General features: G+C 47.3%; 20 protein-coding genes. 8 read left to right on the top strand and 12 right to left on the bottom strand.

The annotated features are described in order from the left end of the window. The coding region (locus BT105_RS11460) for a glycoside hydrolase family 11 protein (RefSeq protein ID WP_177243971.1) at positions 1 to 863 on the bottom strand (863 nt) is incomplete at its 3' end. A gap of 597 nt (positions 864 to 1,460) precedes the next feature. On the opposite strand from BT105_RS11460, the gene BT105_RS11455 reads away from it, so the two are divergent. The 4 genes from BT105_RS11455 to coaBC all read left to right on the top strand — a co-directional run bounded on the left by BT105_RS11455 (position 1,461) and on the right by coaBC (position 5,255). Beyond that, complete coding sequence (locus tag BT105_RS11455) at positions 1,461 to 1,742, top strand: hypothetical protein (protein WP_072300865.1); 282 nt, start codon at positions 1,461 to 1,463, stop codon at positions 1,740 to 1,742. 759 nt (positions 1,743 to 2,501) lie between these two features. Then, positions 2,502 to 3,020 (top strand): cysteine hydrolase family protein, encoded by a 519-nt coding sequence (locus BT105_RS11450; protein ID WP_072300864.1) that lies wholly within the window; start codon positions 2,502 to 2,504, stop codon positions 3,018 to 3,020. Positions 3,021 to 3,070: 50 nt separating this feature from the next. Beyond that, positions 3,071 to 4,051, top strand: a complete 981-nt coding sequence (locus tag BT105_RS11445) for a 2-hydroxyacid dehydrogenase (protein ID WP_177243970.1) — start codon at positions 3,071 to 3,073, stop codon at positions 4,049 to 4,051. Between the two features lie 10 nt (positions 4,052 to 4,061). Beyond that, a complete protein-coding gene (coaBC, locus tag BT105_RS11440; RefSeq protein ID WP_072300862.1) occupies positions 4,062 to 5,255 on the top strand; it encodes a bifunctional phosphopantothenoylcysteine decarboxylase/phosphopantothenate--cysteine ligase CoaBC in 1,194 nt (397 codons plus the stop codon). Positions 5,256 to 5,345: 90 nt separating this feature from the next. On the opposite strand, the gene BT105_RS11435 is transcribed toward coaBC, so the two are convergent. Continuing rightward, positions 5,346 to 7,382: a DUF6583 family protein gene (locus tag BT105_RS11435; protein WP_072300861.1), complete on the bottom strand. Its 2,037-nt coding sequence runs from the start codon at positions 7,380 to 7,382 to the stop codon at positions 5,346 to 5,348. A 202-nt stretch (positions 7,383 to 7,584) separates the two neighbouring features. Between BT105_RS11435 and BT105_RS11430 the strand changes: the two genes are divergently transcribed. Beyond that, positions 7,585 to 7,767, top strand: coding sequence for a DUF1540 domain-containing protein (locus BT105_RS11430; RefSeq protein WP_028515346.1), 183 nt, complete (start codon positions 7,585 to 7,587; stop codon positions 7,765 to 7,767). A 57-nt stretch (positions 7,768 to 7,824) separates the two neighbouring features. On the opposite strand, the gene BT105_RS11425 is transcribed toward BT105_RS11430, so the two are convergent. The 10 genes from BT105_RS11425 to BT105_RS11380 all read right to left on the bottom strand — a co-directional run bounded on the left by BT105_RS11425 (position 7,825) and on the right by BT105_RS11380 (position 18,686). Further along, positions 7,825 to 7,995 (bottom strand): DUF362 domain-containing protein, encoded by a 171-nt coding sequence (locus tag BT105_RS11425; protein WP_028515345.1) that lies wholly within the window; start codon positions 7,993 to 7,995, stop codon positions 7,825 to 7,827. 169 nt (positions 7,996 to 8,164) lie between these two features. Continuing rightward, complete coding sequence (locus tag BT105_RS11420) at positions 8,165 to 9,625, bottom strand: O-antigen ligase family protein (RefSeq protein ID WP_072300860.1); 1,461 nt, start codon at positions 9,623 to 9,625, stop codon at positions 8,165 to 8,167. Positions 9,626 to 9,657: 32 nt separating this feature from the next. Next, a complete protein-coding gene (locus tag BT105_RS11415; RefSeq protein WP_072300859.1) occupies positions 9,658 to 11,382 on the bottom strand; it encodes a dockerin type I domain-containing protein in 1,725 nt (574 codons plus the stop codon). Between the two features lie 173 nt (positions 11,383 to 11,555). After that, the gene (rny, locus tag BT105_RS11410) at positions 11,556 to 13,133 is read right to left on the bottom strand and encodes a ribonuclease Y (protein ID WP_028515342.1); all 1,578 of its coding nucleotides are present in this window, start codon (positions 13,131 to 13,133) and stop codon (positions 11,556 to 11,558) included. A 448-nt stretch (positions 13,134 to 13,581) separates the two neighbouring features. Next, positions 13,582 to 13,968, bottom strand: coding sequence for a YegP family protein (locus tag BT105_RS11405; RefSeq protein WP_028515341.1), 387 nt, complete (start codon positions 13,966 to 13,968; stop codon positions 13,582 to 13,584). Positions 13,969 to 14,277: 309 nt separating this feature from the next. Continuing rightward, positions 14,278 to 15,138, bottom strand: a complete 861-nt coding sequence (gene ispE, locus BT105_RS11400; RefSeq protein ID WP_072300858.1) for a 4-(cytidine 5'-diphospho)-2-C-methyl-D-erythritol kinase — start codon at positions 15,136 to 15,138, stop codon at positions 14,278 to 14,280. Further along, the gene (locus BT105_RS11395; RefSeq protein ID WP_177243969.1) at positions 15,116 to 16,315 is read right to left on the bottom strand and encodes an aminotransferase class I/II-fold pyridoxal phosphate-dependent enzyme; all 1,200 of its coding nucleotides are present in this window, start codon (positions 16,313 to 16,315) and stop codon (positions 15,116 to 15,118) included. The genes ispE and BT105_RS11395 overlap by 23 nt, the downstream gene beginning before the upstream one ends. Before the next feature lie 2 nt (positions 16,316 to 16,317). Next, entirely contained in the window at positions 16,318 to 16,794 is a 477-nt protein-coding gene (locus BT105_RS11390) for an Lrp/AsnC family transcriptional regulator (RefSeq protein ID WP_072300857.1), read from the bottom strand. Positions 16,795 to 16,818: 24 nt separating this feature from the next. Then, positions 16,819 to 17,817, bottom strand: a complete 999-nt coding sequence (locus BT105_RS11385) for a hypothetical protein (protein ID WP_072300856.1) — start codon at positions 17,815 to 17,817, stop codon at positions 16,819 to 16,821. 14 nt (positions 17,818 to 17,831) lie between these two features. Next, entirely contained in the window at positions 17,832 to 18,686 is an 855-nt protein-coding gene (locus tag BT105_RS11380) for a histidinol-phosphatase HisJ family protein (protein ID WP_072300855.1), read from the bottom strand. A gap of 326 nt (positions 18,687 to 19,012) precedes the next feature. On the opposite strand from BT105_RS11380, the gene BT105_RS11375 reads away from it, so the two are divergent. From BT105_RS11375 to BT105_RS11365, 3 genes are read left to right on the top strand one after another with little or no spacing between them, the layout of a single operon-like run. Further along, the gene (locus BT105_RS11375; RefSeq protein WP_028515335.1) at positions 19,013 to 19,282 is read left to right on the top strand and encodes an ACT domain-containing protein; all 270 of its coding nucleotides are present in this window, start codon (positions 19,013 to 19,015) and stop codon (positions 19,280 to 19,282) included. A gap of 18 nt (positions 19,283 to 19,300) precedes the next feature. After that, positions 19,301 to 20,659 carry a PFL family protein gene (locus BT105_RS11370; protein ID WP_072300854.1) on the top strand — a complete coding sequence of 453 codons (1,359 nt, stop codon included), beginning with the start codon at positions 19,301 to 19,303 and terminating at the stop codon, positions 20,657 to 20,659. 53 nt (positions 20,660 to 20,712) lie between these two features. Then, entirely contained in the window at positions 20,713 to 21,192 is a 480-nt protein-coding gene (locus tag BT105_RS11365) for a hypothetical protein (RefSeq protein WP_072300853.1), read from the top strand. Positions 21,193 to 21,259: the final 67 nt, after the last annotated feature.

The raw sequence follows: 21,259 nt of genomic DNA, 5'->3' as shown, positions 1-21,259 counted from the left end.
CCGCCGCCAAACTGGCTGAAGTCAAAGCCGCCCTGCTGACCGCCCATCTGGCTAAAGTCGAAGCCGCCCTGCTGCTGTCCGCCGCCCTGAGGAGCTTCCTGTGTGTTTCCTGTTGTTACAGTGGGATTTGTCTGACCGCTGCCTGTGGTAACGGTAACGCTCTTAACGTTAGCCGAACCGTTTGAACGGTAGCCTTCTATGTTAAGGGATACCTCATAAAGAGTACCTGACATATCAAGACCTGCCTTTGACCATGCGTCAAAGTGACCGCTTACGTCGATAGTGCCCTTCATGTAGTTTGTGGTGTTGTTCTTTGAACCGCTGGTCTGGCGAACGCTCCAGTACTGTGGGAATGTAGCAGTACCGTCAAGAGAAGGCTGATTGTAACGCATTGACTTACGGATATCATATGTGTTTCCGTTAAGTGTTACAGTGCCCTTGTTCTCTCCGTCATTTCCGGGTGGTCTCCAGTCGCCCCAGCCTTCCACGATGTAGTATTCCATCAGTGGATTTCTTGTCCAGCCATATACACACATATAGGAATTGCCCTTAGGTGTGTACTCAACATCATAAGTAAGTGTGATGCCGTTGAGCTTTGAGTAGTTGATCTTCTGGCTGTCGTAGTTTTTGCCCATACGTGCAAGGAAGTTCTCAATGTTGCTCCATGAGCAGGTGAAAGAGCCTGCTGACGGATTCATCGAAGCCTGTCCCTGACCGTTCTGGTTCCACATCTCGTAGTCGTAACCGCCGATGTTGCCTCTTGTCTGCTGGTCGGCAGCAGATGCGACTGTCGGGATGCTGGTTGCGATCATCAGCGCTGAAACTGTGCCGCTGAGGATCTTCTTCATTCTTGAAAGTTTCACTTCAATCACTCCTTTGTTTTTTTGAAAAGCAAATTTATGATTTCAGTAATCCCCATGAGTTTTTAGAAACTCTGTTTTTTTCTATCTCCAAGTATATCTCTTAACTTTTTCAAAAACAAGTCATTTGTTGCTGACATTATTCATTATGACCAAAATTTGCTCACAAACGCCGTAATGTTTGTCTAATGAATTGAGCTTATATGGCTATATTACTTAAATCGACCAAGTTTTGCGAATATTTGGGGCTATAAATGAATTTATTTGTATTAATTCATATTTCGTTCAATACAAGCTTAAAATAGTCTTAAACGCGATAGGCGTTTTGCACAGCAATACAATCGGTATTATATATAATATCTACAAATTGTTTCCACATCAACTGTTGAAACCTGCGTTTTTTACACTTTTTTATGTAAATTGTGGGTTGTTTTGTGGCCAAAATATGGATATAATAAAGATGGAATATAAATATCTGTTTTCGGACGCGCCTCGATGATATATGTGCATATCGGAAAGGACTCTGCCGCGTCCGGCTCAGTAAATATTCCAAGATAAATATAAAAAAGGGGAATTAATAAAGGTCAAGGAGGGATCACTATGTTGAACGCCAGAATGAGTACGATGAATATGCTCAGGTACTGCGACGAAGCGCTTGCCTGGGACGAATTCTCGGACATCGACAAGTTGTTTTTTGAGTCTGTAAGAAAAATCCTTCTCGGACAGTGTGCTCCCATTGATATTTCCGAGGGCGCAAGAAGAGACCTTATGGGCATCGAAAGACCTGTCGACGAAAACGAGCTCGAATTGGAATACGAAAAGTATGACGACATCTTCTGCGATATGTCAGACGATGAAATCCCCGATTTCAGCTGCTATTGATGTTGTTCATTCCATAGGATAAGGCGGAGTCGTCGGCGCAATGCCGGCGGCTCCGCCATTTTTGCGGCTGTATGACAGCACGAAACCTGCCCTTGCAAGAAATAGCGCAATTGTCATCATAGTGCATGATTTTCTGCGCTTTTCTCTTGTAAAGGCAGGTTTCGCGTCTCTGATAAAGGGGTGAAGCTCTCAATAACTTCTTTTGAACACTTACAATCATGGCTCCGAATCCGCCGCTTCTGTTACTGTAAGTCTTCACTCGGTATTAAAAATACCATATTAGGGGGCTTTTATCTTTCTGTTTTCTATAATCATATTTTACTACAAAACGTATTAAAAGTCAATAGTTAAATTTGCTATAATTATTATACCCGCTTTATGCACTTTAACAAGTTTCTCTATTTTGCGTTATTTCAAGCTTGTAAGCCTACAAAATTCGGCAAAGCTCTATATTTACAGGCAGTATATTTTCTGTATATTAGACCGCTTGTTACACTCCCCTGTTTTACGCCTTTTCCGAACTGCTCCCCGACAGCATTATCGCATAAATTTGCCATAAGGCTTTGCAGACCATTTCTCTCACATTTTTTGTGCTCAAATGGCGTGATATTTCGTTATAATGACCATAGCACGGACAATTGACACAGCCGCCCCAATATGTTATACTATCTTTAAAGTTATTTTACGGGTTTTGTCAAAAAATATAGCCCGTAAGCGCCATTTCATCGGCATTTACCACAGCATTAGGGAGATATGAATATGAAAGAAGCTTTACTCATCATCGACGTCCAGAACGACTATTTCGAGGGCGGAGCCTGCCAGCTCCACGAGCCGCAGAAGGCAGAGGCGAAAATAATCAAGCTCATCGAAGAGAGCCGCTCCATAGGCCGTCCCGTAATATACGTCAAGCACATCAACCCCGACAGCGAGGACTTCTTCAACGAGGGCACCTACGGCTGCGAGATATCCGAGCGCATCAAGCCGCTCCCAAGCGATATCGTCATCAACAAGTACTGCCCAAACAGCTTTCTCGGAACAGAGCTCAATGACTGTCTCCGCAGTCTCGGCGTTGAGAAGCTCATCGTCTGCGGCATGATGACTCATATGTGCGTTGACACTACCGTCCGCGCAGCTATGGACCACGGCTATGAGGTCACTTTAGTTGCCGACGCCTGCGCTACCAAGGATATCGAGATAAACGGCGAGGTCATTCCTGCCGAGACAGTCCAGAAGACTTATATCGCTTCACTGGCAGGCGTTTTCGCAGAAATAGTATAAATCAGGTATAAATATCATATACTACATCTTATTATGAAGGGTGGATCGCCATGAAAGTTGCATTTTTCGATACCAAGCAGTACGATATGCCGTCCTTTGAGAAGCTGGGCAAGGAGAACAATATCAAGTTCAAGTTCTATGAGACCAAGCTCAACGAGGACACAGCCGCTCTTGCAAAGGGCTGTGAAGCAGTCTGCGTTTTCGTAAACGACACCGTCAATGCGGCAGTCATCGACAGGCTCTGCGAGCTGGGCGTAAAAGTTCTTGCGCTCCGATGCGCAGGCTACAACAACGTCGATATCAAGTACGCCAAGGATAAGCTAAAGGTAGTCAGCGTTCCCGCTTACTCCCCTTACGCAGTCGCCGAACACGCAATGGCGCTCCTGCTCACATCTATCCGCCGCGTCCACAAGGCGTTTATCCGTACAAGAGACCACAACTTCTCACTGAACGGTCTCACAGGCTTCGACCTCCACGGCAAGACCGTGGGCGTTGTGGGTACAGGTAAGATAGGACGTATCTTCATCAATATCTGCCACGGCTTTGGCATGAACGTCATCGCCTATGACAAGTTCCCTGCAAAGGACAGCGATATAGACTATGTGGAGCTTGACGAGCTTTTCAGCCGCAGCGACATAATCTCGTTCCACTGCCCTCTCACTGAGGAGACCTACCATATGATAGACAGCAAGTCCATTGACAAGCTGAAAAAAGGCGTGGTCATCGTCAATACTTCAAGAGGAGCTCTCATCGACGCAGAGGCTCTCCTTGAGGGCATAAAGGCACGTAAGATAGGAGCTGCCTGCCTTGACGTATACGAGGAGGAGGCTGACGTGTTCTTCCAGGATTTCTCGGGACACATCATCGCCGACGATACCCTTGCAAGACTCATTTCCATGCCTAATGTCATCGTTACTTCACATCAGGCTTTCCTTACCGAGGAGGCTCTCCACAACATCGCAGAGACCACGGTCAGCAACATTCTCGCCTGCGTAAAAGGCGAAGAGTGCCCCAACGAGCTCCATATATGAGGTGAAAAGAATGCTTACAGGAAAAACAGTTTTACTGGGAGTCACAGGCTCTATCGCAGTATACAAGATATGCAACTTAGCACGTATGCTCACAAAGCTGGGCGCTGACGTACACGTTGCAATGACTCCGAATTCGCTGAACTTCGTTCACCCTCTCACCTTTGAGACCTTAACTCAGCACAAGTGCCTTATCGACACCTTTGACCGCAATTTCGAGTACAGTGTGGAGCACGTTTCCATTGCGAAAAAGGCTGATGTAGTTATGATAGCTCCTGCCTCCGCAAACGTTATCGGCAAGATAGCAAACGGAATAGCAGACGATATGCTGACAACTACCGTCATGGCTTGTACCTGCAAGAAGATAATCGCACCTGCCATGAACCACAATATGTTCCATAATCCTATAGTTCAGGACAATATAGAAAAACTGAAAAAGTTCGGCTACGAAATAGTCGAGCCCGTCCGCGGAATGCTCGCAAACCGCGATATCGGCGACGGAAAGCTCCCCGACGAGGAAACTCTGCTGGAGTACATAGTCCGCGAGGCTGCATTTGAGAAAGACCTTGCAGGCAAAAAGGTACTCGTTACCGCAGGCGCTACCCGTGAGAGCATTGATCCTGTACGTTTCATCTCCAACCATTCCAGCGGCAAAATGGGCTTTGCCATTGCAAGAGCAGCAATGCTCCGCGGAGCCGATGTTACCGTTGTTGCGGCGCATACAGACGTTGAGCCGCCTATGTTCGTCAATGTAGTTCCTGTAAAGTCCGCCGAGGATATGTTCAATGCCGTAAAGGAGCGCCTTGACAGCACAGATATCGTAATAAAGGCGGCTGCCGTTGCGGATTATACTCCCGTTACCACCGCCGACAGCAAGATAAAGAAGTCCGACGGCGATATGAGCATACCGCTGAAGCGCACAACCGATATCCTCAAATATATCGGTGAGCACCGCCGCGAGGGACAGGTCGTCTGCGGCTTCTCCATGGAGACTGACAACGTTATCGAGAACTCCCGTGCAAAGCTCACCAAGAAAAACTGCGACATGATATGTGCAAACTCACTGAGAACAGCAGGCTCGGGCTTCGGTACGGATACCAATATCATCACCATGATAACCAAGGACGACACCGAGGAAATGGAGCTTATGAGCAAATTTGACGCCGCAAACGTCATACTCACAAAGCTGAAAGTACTCTCAAAATAAACACGTAAGGGCGGATTTATCCGCCCTTATATAGTATACAAAAAGACCTCCGATAAACGGAGGTCTTAATTTTGGCATTTACAGACTCAATTATGAAGCCTTCTTTGTAGTTGTGGCACTGCTGCCCGCTGTTGAAGAATACTCGTCGTAGTACTTCTTCATTTCTTCAACGAACTCGTTGAACTCCTCTTCTGTCATGAAGTCCTTGTAGTCCTCGTACTTGAACTGGCTTGGATCAAACTCGAAGTTGAAGCTGTAATCATCGTCATCGTCATCGAAAGCAGATGATGTTGTCTTCTTCTCCTCTCTATCCTCGTCATCAAAGTCGAAATCATCATCGTCCCAGTCGAAATCGTCATCATTGATATCGAGACCGCTGTCTGCTGCGTCAAAGATCTCCTCTGTAGCATACTTAGCAAGCTCATCGGCTGTCTTGTCGTCGATGCCTACCTGAGTCATAATGCCCTTTGCGAACTTGTTGAACTCGTCCTGTGTAGCATATTCCTCAAGCTTGAAGTTGTCAGCGTCCTTAACGTCTACCATGAAAGCGCTGTCCTTGCTTGGAACGTCAACGCTTGTGCCGTAGTCCACAGAATAAGCGAACTTGAGCTTGCCGTAGTCTGTGCCGTCAAAACGAATCTCATAGCTTACTTCCTGCTGCTTGCCGTCAGAGCTGAACGAAAGATCGATAGGATCAACATCAGGGATATTTATAACGAAATCGCCGTTGAAGTAGCCTTTTTCCTTGTCAACTACCTCAAACTCGTCGAACTTGATAACAGCCTTCTGTGTTTCAGTATTTGAACGCATTTTTCCTTCGTCCTCATCGTAGTCATATGAGGTTTTAGGATATTCGATAGTAAGATCGCCCGAATACTTGTCCTTGCCCTCTTCCTCAGCTGAGAGCTTTACAGAGAACTCCTCTTCGCCGTCAGAAACGAACTTCATCTCACCTCTTACGTCCTTGCCGTCCTTGCCAAGTACCATTGTGAGCTTTTCCTCCTCAGCCTCAAAGCCGAAACCGCGGATAGTACCTGTAGGATCAATATATGTATTGACAGTGAATACAGTATCCTCATCGAAATCGTCCTCTTCGAGCTGTTCCTTAAGCTCGTCGAGAGCGTCGTTGATAGAGTCCTTGTACTCGCTCTTATCGTCAACAGCCTTTATCTTGTCAACAACGATATCCCTGATGATATCGTCGTCCTTGAGCTCCTTAAGGAACTCAACGCCAAGCTTTACGGTGTCCTTTTCTGTGAGCTTGACAGAAGCTACCGTATAGTTGACTGTGATATCGCAGATATCAACGGACTCTTTCTTTTCAAGCTTAACCTCTTCTGCGAAATTACCCCATACGCCTGCGTATCTGTTGACCTCTGTCTCCAGCTCCTCAGGTGAGAGGAATGAAGCAGGATCGTTCATGATATCCTTATATGTCTGAAGAACAGCGTTAGCCTCCTCGTCGCTCATGAGCTCGTCCATAGTCTCGCCCAGAGAAACGCCTATCCACTGCTCCTTGAGCTCGGGGATACGAACGAAATAGTCCATAGTGTCAGCGTCTATAGCAGCGTCAATGCCGACTACGCGCTTGTCACTGAGCTCAAGGCCAAAGCTGCCCTCAGTCTTGCCCTTCTTTGAGGAACAGTCAACTGCGATACCGATAGAGTCATTATTCTTGATGATATCCTCAAACTGCTTTGTCTCTTCGTTTGATTTGCCGCCGAATACCTCATCAATGAGCATATCCTTGGCATTCTGAGTCGGCTCGAAGGAGAGCTTGAACTTAGCGTCCGTGCCCTTTTCCATATTATCAATGCTCTTCTTGTAATTCTCGCTGAGTATCTGACCGAGATTCTTTGAGTTGTTCTCGGTAACCCATGCATAGTACTCCTCAGGGCTGCTCAGTCTGAGCTTTACCTGATTCTTGACAGTATCAGAAGCAGCATATGCAGTTGCTGAACCGCCTACGACAACAGCTGCTGATATTCCCCCTATCAGAGCAGCCTTTCTGCCTCTGCCCTTTTTGGTAACGTTTTCAACGCCTGAGACGCTGAGCTCGTCATTAACGGGCTGGCTGTCAAACTGTGTGTTTTCCATACCGTTTTCATTGTGATCGTTTTCAAACATACTGATCCCCTCCTGTGAAATCATGTCATTAAGAAGCCTTATAGCCTCATATGATAATCTTATCACAAACTTACGCAAAAGTCAATATATCAGCCATTTTGTTTTCATGCTGTAATAATTCTGATATGAATATTACAGAAGAAACTGTTAATAATAGATATGCTCCCGATCGGAGTTAAAAATGTGAAATGGAGATGTAACCATGGACGAACAGAAAAAGAACAAGAGTATCAAGTGCGACGTATCCCAGTGCCGTCACAACCTCGTATCAGAGAACTACTGCTCTCTCGACTGCATTTCAGTAGGCACACACGAGGACAATCCTACTGTCCCCGAGTGTACAGACTGCAATTCCTTCGTAGTCCGCTCAGGCTGCTGCGAATAAGCAGGCAAAAAAATAAGCAGTTCCGTCAATGGAACTGCTTATCATTTCTTATCGTGATTACTGAGCGTTAGGAGCGCCTACAGGACATACACCTGCACAAGCACCGCACTCTACGCAAGCGTCTGCGTCGATAACGTATTTTCCGTCGCCTTCAGAGATAGCGCCTACAGGACACTCACCTGCACAAGCACCACACATTACGCAATCGTCAGAAATAATATATGCCATTTACATACACCTCCGTGTTATTCGCGGAGCTTCTGCTCCCCGTGTTTTTATTGTACCATATCTGCGTGAAAAATCAATAGTTTTTTGTTAGCAGATACTTACCAAATTGACACAAATCGCCGTATATCTGCAAAAAAGCTCTGAGAGTCAGACTCTCAGAGCTTTATCATCATGCCTTTTTGTTTGCCTTTGCGTTTTTCTTTGCAAGCTTATCGGCAGCCTTCTTCTCCCTTGCCGTTTCAACAGAAACGCAGGCAGTTCCTGCTGCCGCCCAGAATACAGGCGCATAAGCGATACTGCTGCAGCTGATGAAGAACATCAGTACGCCGCCCAGAGTAAGAACGAAAGCCGTGAACGCCTCGGCATTCTTTCTTCTGCGGAAAGCCTTATATCCCATGATAAGGGCAGGGATAAGAACCAGAGCCATTGCAATAAGCGACGGTACACCTCTTGTAGCCGCAGTATAGAGGTACTCGTTATAGGTCTTATCGAAGGTACCATCATTTGACGTCATGATATCCTCGATCTCTGTAAGCTCGCCTACTGAACGCACCTGCGGAAAAGCAAGCTGCTCGGGACCTGTACCAGTCACAGGATCCTTTCCGATGATATCAATGGTTTTTTCGTTCATATAGGTATAAACGTCCACAGGATCGTCGATATTGATAACATTTGAATTAAAGTTGCCTGAAGACGAAGCTCTCATATATGCGTCAGCCCACCATGCGATTCTGCCGTCGTAGGTCCTGTACTCCGTGATATTGCCTATAGCCCCCATAAATACAAGTATCACCGCAAGCGCTGCACCCGAAGCCGAAGCAATAACAGATACAAGGCGCACCTTAGGAGCTTTAAAGGCAAATACAGCGATAACAGCTGTGATGACCGAGAATACAAGTCCGCAGATACCAACAACAGTATATGTGAACATGATAACGAATGAGAAAAGCATTGCGGCACAGATGAAGATTATCCTGCGCACTTTGTTTTCAGATGTAACAAAGCCTGTCAAGGCAGCCGAAAGTGCCAGCGTCAGCACCATTGCAAGGAATATGGGAGACATCGAAAGTCCCGAAGCCGCCATAACTTCATTACCCATAGAAATAAACTGATAATGCTTGTTTATGCCGAATATCTGTATCAGCGATACCGTGCTGTTGAGTATTCCCACTCCGACGATACCGTTTATAAGAGTTTCTATAGCCTTTTCACGTTTTATTGCCGCAGCAGTTGTAAAGAATCCGAAATAGAACAGTACTGCGAGAAGTCCTTCACCTCTGTTTGGATATCCGTAGAGGGAAATGTTCAGATCATAGCCGTTTATAAGGGATACAACTCCCCAGCCCACAAGTGCGCCCATAGCACAGACAGGAAATACCGCACCCTTGCCTATATATTTCTTGATAAGAGCGATAAGGGCGAGTATCATGCATATTACGCCGCCTACAGCAAGTCCGCCTGCCGAAAAGGCATATGTTGCCTTATCAGTTACCTCAGGGATAATGGTAAACAGCGGCACCGCAAGCATTGCTGCTATGAGTCCCCGTGAAGCAAGCTTTGAATACTGCTCCTCTGTCATGTTGAGTATAAAGTTTGATTTTTCGGTGGTTTTAAAAATAGTTTTTGCCATGCTAAAAAATTCCTTCCTGCTGCTGTGCAGAATTATTTGCGAGAAACGGTAACTGTATAGCTGTCGCCGTTTTTCTCACCTACAGTGATGATAACGCCGGGATTGATGCTCTCACGTCCGCCGCTGTCATACCAGCCAAAGCCGCTTATGCCGCCTTTGATCACATCTCCCGTTCTGAACAGATTATCCTTGTCGCCGTCATCGACCAGTCTTACGAAGCGTCTTCCCTTGTTGTTATTCGTGAACTCGTCCTTTCCGCTCTCGTACTTGAAAACATTATACCAGCCGTCGTTGTACGCGGTAGCCTCTACATGGAGCACCCTTATACCGCTGCCCGTAGGCCGCCACGAGAAGTTCCTCTTGACGTCGCTGTTGTTCTGTTCGAGAGTGGTGTATTCGAGAATGAAGTACTCCGATTTGTATTCGCTGTTCAGTGTACCTCTCGGTATTATGAGGCAGTTGCCCTCGTCGCTCTGACCGTTTGTAAGAGTAAAGGTCTGTGTGCCCTTTGAGCTGTCATAGACCTGTATCTGATCCTCTCTGTACCAGCCCAGCATAAGCTTTGATATGGAGCTGAAATCCGAATGAGCCTCGTCCATAAGATCATAGCCTGCGGAGCCGTGAAGTCCCTCGAAGTCCTCGCCGTCATCTACATACAGGTAATAGTCGGGAAGTCCCATACAATGTCCCATTTCATGGAGATAAGTAGAGGTAAAGTTTGAATAGTCCGTATCCGAGACAATATCAGCATTTCCCGTTATAACGTGTCCTATAGTCATGCCGTCAAGCTTTAGCCAGTAGTCGCCGCCGTATTCTCCTGCGCAGGGCCACCATTCCTGCTGGTCTGACGAACTGGGAACGCAGAAGAGCATAGCGTCCACTATGCCGTCATGATCGGCGTCAAACTGCGAATAATCCACGGTGCCGTCCATATTCTTTATTACCTCGGTAGTAAAGTCTTTCTTGAAGATATCATTCTGATAGGACGCAATATTTTTCTTGCAGGTATATCTGTAAGCCTTTCCCTGAAGCTTCATTTTGCCCTTTGAAGCTCTCGAATAGAAAGCTGAACAGCTCTCATACGGAAACAGCGGCGAGCTTGGATCCTCGGGACCAAAGGCTATCTCCTCAACTCTTTCCATAGACGGCTCATATTTGAATTTGCAGTCAGGGAAATCCACGTAGAAGATTATAAGATTAGCCTTGCCCTGTGAAGGCAGGGTTCCGTACATATCATATATAGGCGCGGAGATAAAGTCCCTCTTAGGCGGAGCAGTGGTCGTTGTGGTCGTTGTAGTGGTTTTTACAGTAGTTGTTGTAGTAGTTGTTGTCAGCTTGGTAGTAGTCGTGGTAGTTTCGTCATGCCACCTGAATATCTCACCGTACTTGTCAGACGAGATAAGAAGCTTCCTCATTTCAACAAGGTCGAATATATCGACTGCCCCGTCTCTGTTGAAGTCAGCCTTCTGCACCGAAGCTCCTCCGCTGACAGTCACCACCTTTTCGGGGTTAGTCTTTATGGCATACTTTCCGCTGCCGAGCGTACAGACGCTGCTGTCTCCCAGCGGCTTTGCACCGTGCAGATGATTGCACAGTGTTACCAGATCAGCCACGTTGACCTGTTTATCACCGTTCAGGTCTCCCATGTAGTCTATCTGCTCCCACGCAGCGGAAGCCGACCACGGAGCAGCCGCCAGCGCAAGCACTGCCGCAGCCGCAGCAGATGTAAGTAATCCCCATATTTTTGTTTTTTTCATACCATTACCTCCCTCTGTACTTATTCTTTTCTCTTTTAAACCTCATTTCATTCTGAAGGCACGGGAAATAAGCGTATTTCTCATGTCTCCACAGTGAAATAAAAAGCGGCTGTCGAGCATAATATGCCCGACAGCCAACGTTCTGCGGTAAAAGCGTACCGCAGCAGAGTGCGTTATTTTGCGTAGTCAGTAACTCTGCTCTCACGAATGAGATTGACCTTGATCTGTCCCGGATAGTCCATCTCAGACTCGATCTGCTGAGCGATCTGTCTTGCGACGAGAACCATTTTCTCATCGTTGATGACCTCAGGTGTGACCATGATCCTGACTTCACGTCCTGCCTGTACAGCAAAGCATTTTTCAACACCGTCATAGGAGGTGCAGATCTCTTCAAGCTTCTGGAGACGCTTGATATAGCTTTCGTAGTTTTCGCTTCTTGCGGCAGGTCTTGCAGCGGAGATAGCGTCGGCTGCCTGAACTATGCAGGCAATGACTGTTTTCGGCTCAACGTCGTTGTGGTGAGCTTCGACAGCGTGTATAATAACAGGATTTTCGTTGTATTTTTTACAAACATCAACACCGATCTGAACGTGTGAGCCTTCGATCTCGGAGGTAAGAGCCTTACCGATATCGTGAAGAAGACCTGCACGTCTTGCCATATTGGCGTCAACGCCCAGCTCTGAAGCGAGAACTCCGCAGAGCTTGGCAACCTCAATGGAGTGATCCAGCACGTTCTGTCTGTAGCTTGTACGGAATTTAAGACGTCCGATAAGCTTGATAAGCTCGTGGTTAAGACCGTGAACGTTAGTCTCGATGACAGCGCGTTCACCCTCCTGCTTGATCTTGTACTCTACCTCACGGCGAGCCTTCTCGACCATTTCCTCGATACGTGTCGGGTGGATACGTCCGTCGGAAATAAGCTTTTCGAGGGCGATCCTTGCGACCTCACGTCTGATCTGGTCAAAGCAGGAAATAGTAATAGCCTCGGGAGTATCGTCGATGATAAGATCGACGCCTGTAAGAGTTTCGAGAGTTCTGATGTTTCGTCCCTCACGACCGATGATACGTCCCTTCATTTCGTCATTGGGGAGAGGAACGACTGAAACAGCCGCCTCTGAGACCTGATCCGCAGCCACCTTGGCGATAGCGAGGGAGATATAGCTTCTTGCCTTCTCCTGACATTCGTCCTTGATGATCTGCTCGTAGGCTGCGACTTTGACAGCCTTTTCGTGAACGAGGTCGTCCTCCAGCTTGGAAATGATGTACTCCTTAGCCTGATCCTTGGTAAATTCAGAGATCCTCTCCAGAATATCCATCTGGCTCTTCTTGATAGAATCAGCTTCCTTGAGTTTTTCGTCAGCCGACTTTATCTTCTGATTGAGAGTCTCCTCCTTCTTTTCGAGATTATCAGTTTTCTTGTCTAAATTCTCTTCTTTCTGCTGCATACGTCTTTCCTGACGTGACAGCTCTGCTCTGCGATCCTTGATCTCCTTATCCGCCTCGGTGCGGAGCTTATGTATTTCGTCCTTAGCCTCGATGAGGGCGCTTTTCTTCTTATTGTCAGCGTCCTTTTCGGCATCCTCGACGATACGCTCTGCCTGCTGTTCAGCAGAACCTACGATTGCTTCTGCGTCGCGCTTGCGCTTTTCAACGCCTGCCTCAACGCCCTTTTTGTAGAACAGAGCATAACCCACTCCAACGCCTGCTGCCAGTGCAGCGATGATAAGAACAATAGCGATGATTGGATCCATACAGTGCATTACCTCCTTTTCGTAAAAATAATCAAAAGTTTGTATCATAGTTTTAATTATTACTTAAAGGCGGTAAATGCCGCATTATTTTATTCATTTATAAATATATAGATGAAGAGCTGTTTTTCAAGCTCGCAAAAGATAGACGGACGTTATGATCCCCGTCCAAAATTTTGTTCCGTTATCATATTTAGACCGTGCGGACATCTTTATGTATATATATCGCCGCATCGGATAATGATTTAAAACAAAGCTGCATATACTGCCATAGTAATATTATGCAAATAAATACAACATAATTATTATATAATATTTTGGGCGTTCTGTCAATAGATTTTTGTGAAGAAAAATACTTTTTAGTGTCCCGAACCATAATTCATATTGCATTATGCATAATTTTGGCATGACAGCAAAAAAGACTGCCGCCGAAGCGACAGTCCGTTATTTATCATTTCTTTTCAGGCTCAGGCTCTATAACAGGAGCGTCAACAGCGTTCTTGCGGACGCTTGCTATACCCTTCTTGCAGCTGTCTTTCTTGACATAGCCCTCGCTGGCAGCGATAATTTCGCCGTTCTTTGCTTTAAGGCGGAATCTGAATTCGCCGGACTTGTCCTTGTAGATCTCGAACTTAGGGTTATTTACTGTCTGAAAGCCCTCGACGGTCTGGTCCTCAAGATTAGCCTCGGGAGCGTTCTTGGCAACGCTTGCGATACCGTTCTTAACGCTTGCGAGAGTATTGTATACCTCTCCGCCCGTAGCGATGACCTCTCCATTGCCCGCCTTCAAGCTGAATGTAAAGCCTGTTTTAGTAGCCTTGATGATAAATTTGCCCATGATTTTTTCAACACCTTTCAGCAAAAGTATAATTAAACCGTAACGTATTCGATTTATATCATAATTATAACTGAATACTGCTGACTTGTCAATAGTTTTTGTGAATTTTCATCAAAACGTCAAATAATTTTCTGTTGTGAAGTCTCAGAGTTTATAGTGCAGAGCAGATATTTCCACCCGTGATATAACGATACAAAGGGAAAATAAGCCAAACGGACGGGCAATACCCGTCCGTTTTTATAGTTTAAACATATAGCTTATTAAGCTTGACAATTTTAATGTTTACTGCCAAAACTCAATCGTCTCAGCTTAATCAATAGCAATAAAGCTATCCGCCACAGTCTCGCAAACACAGGCGAAATAGTCCTTTTCCCTGAGCTTTTCAGCGCACACGGCAGCCTGTGCAGCGTCCTCAAAAAGTCCGAAAACCGCCGAGCCGCTGCCTGTCATGACAGCGCTGCTTGCACGGTATTTCAGCATATCGCTTTTGATGTCCTCCACCTCGGGAAGCTCCACAGCCTGCTCAAACAAATTGCCGAAGTACTTGTAAGCCGTATCGGGAGCCGAATTTATGGCTTTCACCAGCTTGTGAGTCTCAGGGTGAGCAGGAGCGGTCAGGCTGTCGATATTCCGGTAAGCCTCCGCAGTGGAAACACCCTCTTTTCCCTTGGCGACGACCAGTATGCGTCCCGAATAATCGGCAATGGGAGTTATCTTCTCGCCGATGCCCTCCACATAGGCAGTTCCGCCCGTAAGGAAGAAAGGTACGTCAGCTCCCAGCTTTTCGGAATTGCTGACAGTCTTACCTGTCATTCTGCCGAGACAGTACAGCACAGCCGCAGCGTCGGTGCTGCCGCCGCCCATGCCTGCCTGCGAGGGGATACCCTTTTTTATATGTATACGGCAGCCGCAGTCCATGCCATTCTGCTCAAAGAAGAACTTTGCGGCTTTATAGGCGATATTCCGTTCATCACAGGGTATCGGATCGGAGCTTGCAAACTCATCGGGAACATCACAGCTAAGCTCAATGCCGCTGTTTATCAGTTCCACCTCAACCTCGTCGTAAAGTCCCACGGTCTGAAAAACGCTTTCAAGGTCATGGTAGCCGTTTGGCAGCTTCCCCGTGACGTCCAGTGCAAGGTTTATCTTAGCCGCAGTTTTTACCCTCATTCTTCTCAGCCTCCAGTTTTTTCAGGAACTTCTCGATACGGGAGATAGCCTCCATAAGGTGTTTAAGGGAATAAGCGTAGGATATACGCATATAGCCCTCGCCGCTGTCTCCGAATGCACTTCCCGGAACAGCCGCTACCTTGCCCTCAAAGAGCAGTCTCTCGCAGAATTCCTCGCTGGTAAGTCCCGTATTCTTAATACAGGGGAACACATAGAACGCGCCCTCAGGATTGAAGCAGGTCAGTCCCAAACGGTTGAACTCGCCTACCAGATAGCGTCGGCGGATATTGTACTCGTCCACCATTTTGGCAACCTCTGCGTCGCAGGAGGTAAGAGCCTCAACAGCGGCATTCTGGCTGATAAAGGGACTGCACATGATACCGTACTGATGTATCTTGGATATCTGACTGATTATGGGCTCGGGAGCGGTAACGTAACCCAGTCTCCAGCCTGTCATGGCGTAAGCCTTTGAGAAGCCGTTTACGTAGATAGTACGCTCTCTCATGCCCTCCAGCTCGATAATGGAGAAATGCTTTCTGCCGTAGGTGAGCTCCGAGTATATCTCGTCGGAAAGCACCATTATATTGGTATCGCGGAGGAAATCAGCGATAGGCTCCAGATCCTCCTTAGTCATGACAGCTCCCGTCGGATTGTTCGGGAAAGGCAGTATCAGGAGCTTTGTACGCTCTGTGACCTTGTCCTTGAAGTCATCGAGAGTGAGCTTGAAGTTGTTCTCTATCTTGGTCTGCACAGATATGGGCACGCCCCCTGCCAGCTCCACAAGGGGCGCATAACAGACGAAGCAGGGCTCGACAACGAGGACTTCGTCGCCGTTGTCAAGAAGTCCTCTGAGGGCAAGGTCTATAGCCTCAGAGCCGCCTACTGTAACGATTATCTCCTTGTCTGGAGAATACTTTACGCCGTGCTTTTTCTCGATAGTCTGTGAGATAGCTTCTCTCAGGGGAGCAAGTCCCTTGTTTGGTCCGTAGATGATGTGCTTGCGCTCCAGTACCTGTATAGCAGCCTTTCTTATAGCCCACGGAGTATTGAAGTCGGGCTCGCCTACGCCCAGAGAGATAACATCGTCCATGGTGCCTGCGATATCGAAGAATTTACGTATGCCCGAGGGCTTTATGCCTTTGATCTTGTCCGAAAGGACTTTATCATAATCTATCACGTTCAGCAGAGTCCCCTTTCATCAGGCTCTTCACCGTCGATGAAAATGCCTTTTTCCTTGTATTTCTTGAGAATAAAGTGAGTTGATGTAGAAAGAATACCGTCAATTGTAGCAAGTCTCTCGGATACAAAGAACGCAACGTCCTTGAGGTCGTTTCCCTTTACCTCAACTGCAAGGTCATAGGCGCCCGAGGACATTAGGCTTACGCTCTCTACTTCATCGTACATCATGATAGTTTTTGCGATATCGTCAAAGCCGCAGTCGCGCTGTGGAGTTACCTTCAGCTCGATAGTAGCGTAAACTGTGGACTTGTCGTAAAGGTCGTCGTCAACGATAACGCTGTAGCCCTTGATAACGCCGTCCTTTTCCAGCTTTTCTATCTTTGCGGCGGCTTCTTCCGCTGAAATGCCAAGCATTTCGCCCAGTGCCGCATTTGAGATACGGGCATTCTGCTGTAATATTTTGATTATGTCTTTCATAGTATCAGTTCCTTTCATTATATATTAGTATTCAACGTATTCGCCCTGAGTATAGCCGAAATATTCAAGTATCTCATCCCAGCTGCTGTCTGACAGGTAATAACGCCCGCCGTGGAGGTTATAGCTGCCCACAAGGGACTTGTCGGTGCCTGTCTCCCAGCACATTACCCTTCCTATCTGGACTCCTTCCATTTCAATGACGAACTCCACATCGCCATGCTCGGGCATTTCCCAGGGCACATCAGCGGTAAATGGCTCGTCCTTGCCGAAAACACCGTACAGATAAAAGGGCTTCTGCGATGTGCCGAAGTCGTACTCCATGCCGATAGACAGTGCCATAAGGTCGAGGTCGTCAAGCTCCTGATAGTTTATGGTCCTGCCGTCGCCGAAGCTTATGCTCTTTTTGGCAGGCTGAGTGTTATAGGCAGCTTCGTCCTTTTCAAGCCTGATATCGGAGTACTTTCCCTGTTCATAGCCGTATATTTTAAGGACATCTGCCCAGTTCATCTCCCTGAGCTCGTCGGCTCGGCTGTTACCGCCGAAAACTCCCACATAATCGTCCTTTTTGGTGTTTTTGCTGCACAAGAGCCACAGCGGATAACCGTCATCGTCCGCAGACATGATATACTCTATATCCTCCTCGGGAGAATAATAGGTATCGTGCATATATTTGTTAAGCTCGTCGGTGCCGTCGGTATGAGAGTATATAACATTATCCGCAAACTTCTGCCCCTTATCAACAAGAACAGTGTTTATCGCCTTGTAAAGCGTAGAAGCAGTGGCGTTTGCCGAGGACTTCTTGCTTTTTTTGACATAGCTCAGCATACCCAGAGTAAGGTCTATGCCCTTGCCGTCCTTATCGGACTTTTTCTCCCCTGCCGCCGTAGTTGTGGGCTCGGTAGTCTCCTCCGCCGTTGTGACCTCGGGTTGATGTTCAGCCGCAGGCTCTTTTTTTCCGCAGCCTGCCGCCGACGCTGTCATCAGAAGCGCCGCCATAAAGGCAAAAGCTTTCTTTTTCAGCATATTATCCCCTCCTGTTACTCAATATCTATGAAATAAGGTTTTCTTTTCTTAAAATAAGCTCCGCGGGTGAAGCCCGCCGCTCGGGCTATCCTCATGCCGTCAGCTATATTGGCTCCGATGTCCTCGACTATGTGGGAATCCGAGCCGAAACTTATTATCTCGCCGCCCATATCGCGGAAAAGCTTTGCATATTTCAGATTCGGGAAGCAGTCCCCGAAGCCCTGTCTCAGTCCCGAGGTATTTATCTCTATGCCCTTGCCGTTCTGAGCAAGATTGCGGAAGGTCTCCGCGATAATGTCGTCATATCGGCTTATATCGGCGTTTATGCCGTGTCTCTGCTTCATGTAGCGCAGGCAGTAGGTGATATGTCCAACAACGTCGAAGAGCTCTGTCTTGCTGAGGGCGTATACCTCCTTGAAATAGCGCTCCAGCAGACCGTATATCTCGTCCATGGTCATTTTATCGTATTCGATGAAGTAGAAATCCTTCTCGCCCATGACCTGATGTACCGAGCCTATGATGAAATCCACTCTGCTGTCGGCGTTCGCTGTCTTAGCCGCGTCGGTATCGTGGAGTATCTGTCCCAGCTCCACGCCGCAGATAAGGTTCAGCTTTCCTGCCCATTTCTCTTTCAGCGCAGTTACCGCCGATACGGAACTCTCAAAATCAGCCCTGTAATTGTAGTAATCAAGAAGCTCCCATGTCTCCTCGGGATAGTGCTCCTTTTCGTACCAGCCGTTGCATTCGCAGTGGTCGGAAATGGCGTATGCCGCAAGTCCAAGCTCCGCGGCTCGCTTGACGCAGAGGTCGATATCTGCCTCTGAATCCATGGAAAACTGCGTGTGAGTGTGACAGTCCATAAGTCTCATAGTCTCAGCCCCTTTTGTTATATTCTTATATTATAGCATACAATCCTCTGAATATCAAGATTCGCGGAGAAAAATTCCCGTATTATCATTTTTATGCCGCGAAAACAAACGGGCTGTCGGGGACGCCAGCCCCTACAATGCCTTGAATAAAACCGCTTCGTTAGGCACGGGCGGCGAAACGCCGCCCCTACACTAAGCATTATTCACTAATCACTAACAGCTCCCCACTATTCACTAATTGACACTTGCTTTTTCCATATATCTATGATATAATTATATCAATCATTCGGCAATGACCGAATAACAATAAAACGGAGGTTTTGACTATGAGAGCAGTTGTAACTGTAATTGGTAAGGATACTGTGGGAATTCTCCACAAGGTAAGCGGTATCTGCGCTGAATACAACGTAAACGTTATAGAGGTAACACAGAGCGTTCTTCAGGATATGTTCGCTATGATAATGCTGGTGGATATTTCAGCAATAAAGGGAGATTTCTCGGAGCTCGTTGACAGAATGACAGCCCTCGGCACTGAGCTCGGACTCTCTATCCACACAATGCACGAGGATATCTTCAACTCAATGCACAGCGTCTGATGAAAGGAAGTCCGTTCAATGCTTAACGTATATAATATACTTGAAACTATCCGCATGATACAGGACGAGTGCCTTGATATCCGTACTATCACTATGGGTATCTCGCTTCTTGACTGTATCGACACGGATATAGACAAAGCCTGCGAAAAGGTCTACAACAAGATAGTCACAAAGGCAGGAAACCTTGTTCCCGTAGGTCAGCAGATAGAAAAGGAGTACGGCATACCGATAGTAAACAAGCGTATATCGGTAACTCCAATTGCTATGCTTGCAGCAGCCTGCCCCGACGGTGATCCCGTCAAGTTCGCAAAGGCGCTCCAGAGAGCAGCCGATACCTGCGGTGTAAACTTCATCGGCGGATATTCTGCACTGGTACATAAAGGCTTCAGCGCAGGAGATATGGCTCTCATCAAGTCAATCCCCGAGGCTCTTGACGTTACTCAGAACATCTGCTCATCAGTAAATATCGGCTCTACAAAGTCAGGTATCAACATGGACGCTGTAAAGCTCATGGGACAGATAGTCAAGGAGGCTGCCATAAAGACAGCAGACCGCGACTGTATTGGACCTGCAAAGCTGGTGGTATTCTGCAACGCCGTTGAGGATAACCCGTTTATGGCAGGCGCTTTCCACGGCGTAGGCGAGCCTGACTGCGAGATACACGTAGGCGTATCAGGCCCCGGAGTTGTACGCGCAGCTCTTACAAAATACCCTGACGCTTCAATAAATGAAATTGCAGACATAATCAAGAAGACCGCATTCAAGATAACCCGTATGGGACAGCTCGTCGGCGCAAGAGCTTCGGAGCTCCTCGGCGTGCCTTTCGGTATCGTTGACCTTTCACTTGCTCCTACTCCTGCCGTTGGCGACAGCGTTGCCCATATCCTTGAGGAAATGGGACTTGAGATGTGCGGAACTCACGGAACTACCGCTTGTCTGGCAATGCTCAATGACGCTGTCAAGAAGGGCGGCGTAATGGCTTCGTCAACAGTCGGCGGACTTTCGGGCGCGTTTATCCCCGTATCCGAAGACGCAGGCATGATAGACGCCGCAGTTGCAGGCGTTCTCAGCCTTGAAAAGCTTGAAGCCATGACTGCTGTATGCTCAGTTGGTCTTGATATGATAGTAGTTCCCGGCGAGATAGCTCCCGAGACCATATCAGCTATCATAGCAGACGAAGCTGCTATCGGTATGGTCAACTCCAAGACTACAGCTGTACGTCTTATCCCTGCTATCGGCAAGAAGGAGGGCGACACCCTCGAATTCGGCGGACTTCTGGGCAGCGGTCCTGTTATGCCTATCAGAGAAAAGTCCCCTGCAAAGTTCATCAACCGCGGCGGACGTATCCCCGCACCTATGCAGAGCCTTAAAAACTAAACTGTATAACGCCGCAGATAATGCGGAAAAATATAAAACTGAGGTGAGAGTTTATGACGGATATCAATTCAAACGGCGGAAAATGTCCCAGCTGCGGAAAACCAATAAGCAATTATAATGCTTCGTCAACAGATTACGGTTCTCCCATACGCACCTGCAAGTGCTGCGGTCAGCCCTATCTTGACAGCCGCTACAGAGAGCTTGCCATAGAAGAACCGTGGGCAGGCGACCTTAAAGCTTCAACAGGCATAAAAATAGCGCTAATGGGCTTGTTTATCCTTGTTGTTTCGGGCGGTATCACATTCCTTACCTATCATTTCAAAGGCTATTACTACAAAAAGCTGGCATTCGTGGCAGTTTTGAGCCTGCTGGTGATAGGCTACGGTATATTTGACGCTATCCGCGTAAAATCAGGCGCAAAGCAGAAAAGCCTTGACAGGAAAAAGGCAGAATCCGAGCAGAGGCTTATGGACAGAGCCTATGCACAGCAGCTCGCTGACCTCGGATATAATGTCCCAAACAAATATCTTTGACTTTAAGGGCGGGAAAACCGCCCTTTTTATTAATGCATAATTCTTAATTACGCAGCGAAAGAGCGGT

The organism is Ruminococcus flavefaciens (genome assembly GCF_900119075.1).
Taxonomy (GTDB): Bacteria; Bacillota; Clostridia; order Oscillospirales; family Ruminococcaceae; genus Ruminococcus; species Ruminococcus flavefaciens_Q.
Note: the sequence above shows the minus strand (reverse complement) of the source record. Positions and strands in the feature narration are given on the sequence as shown.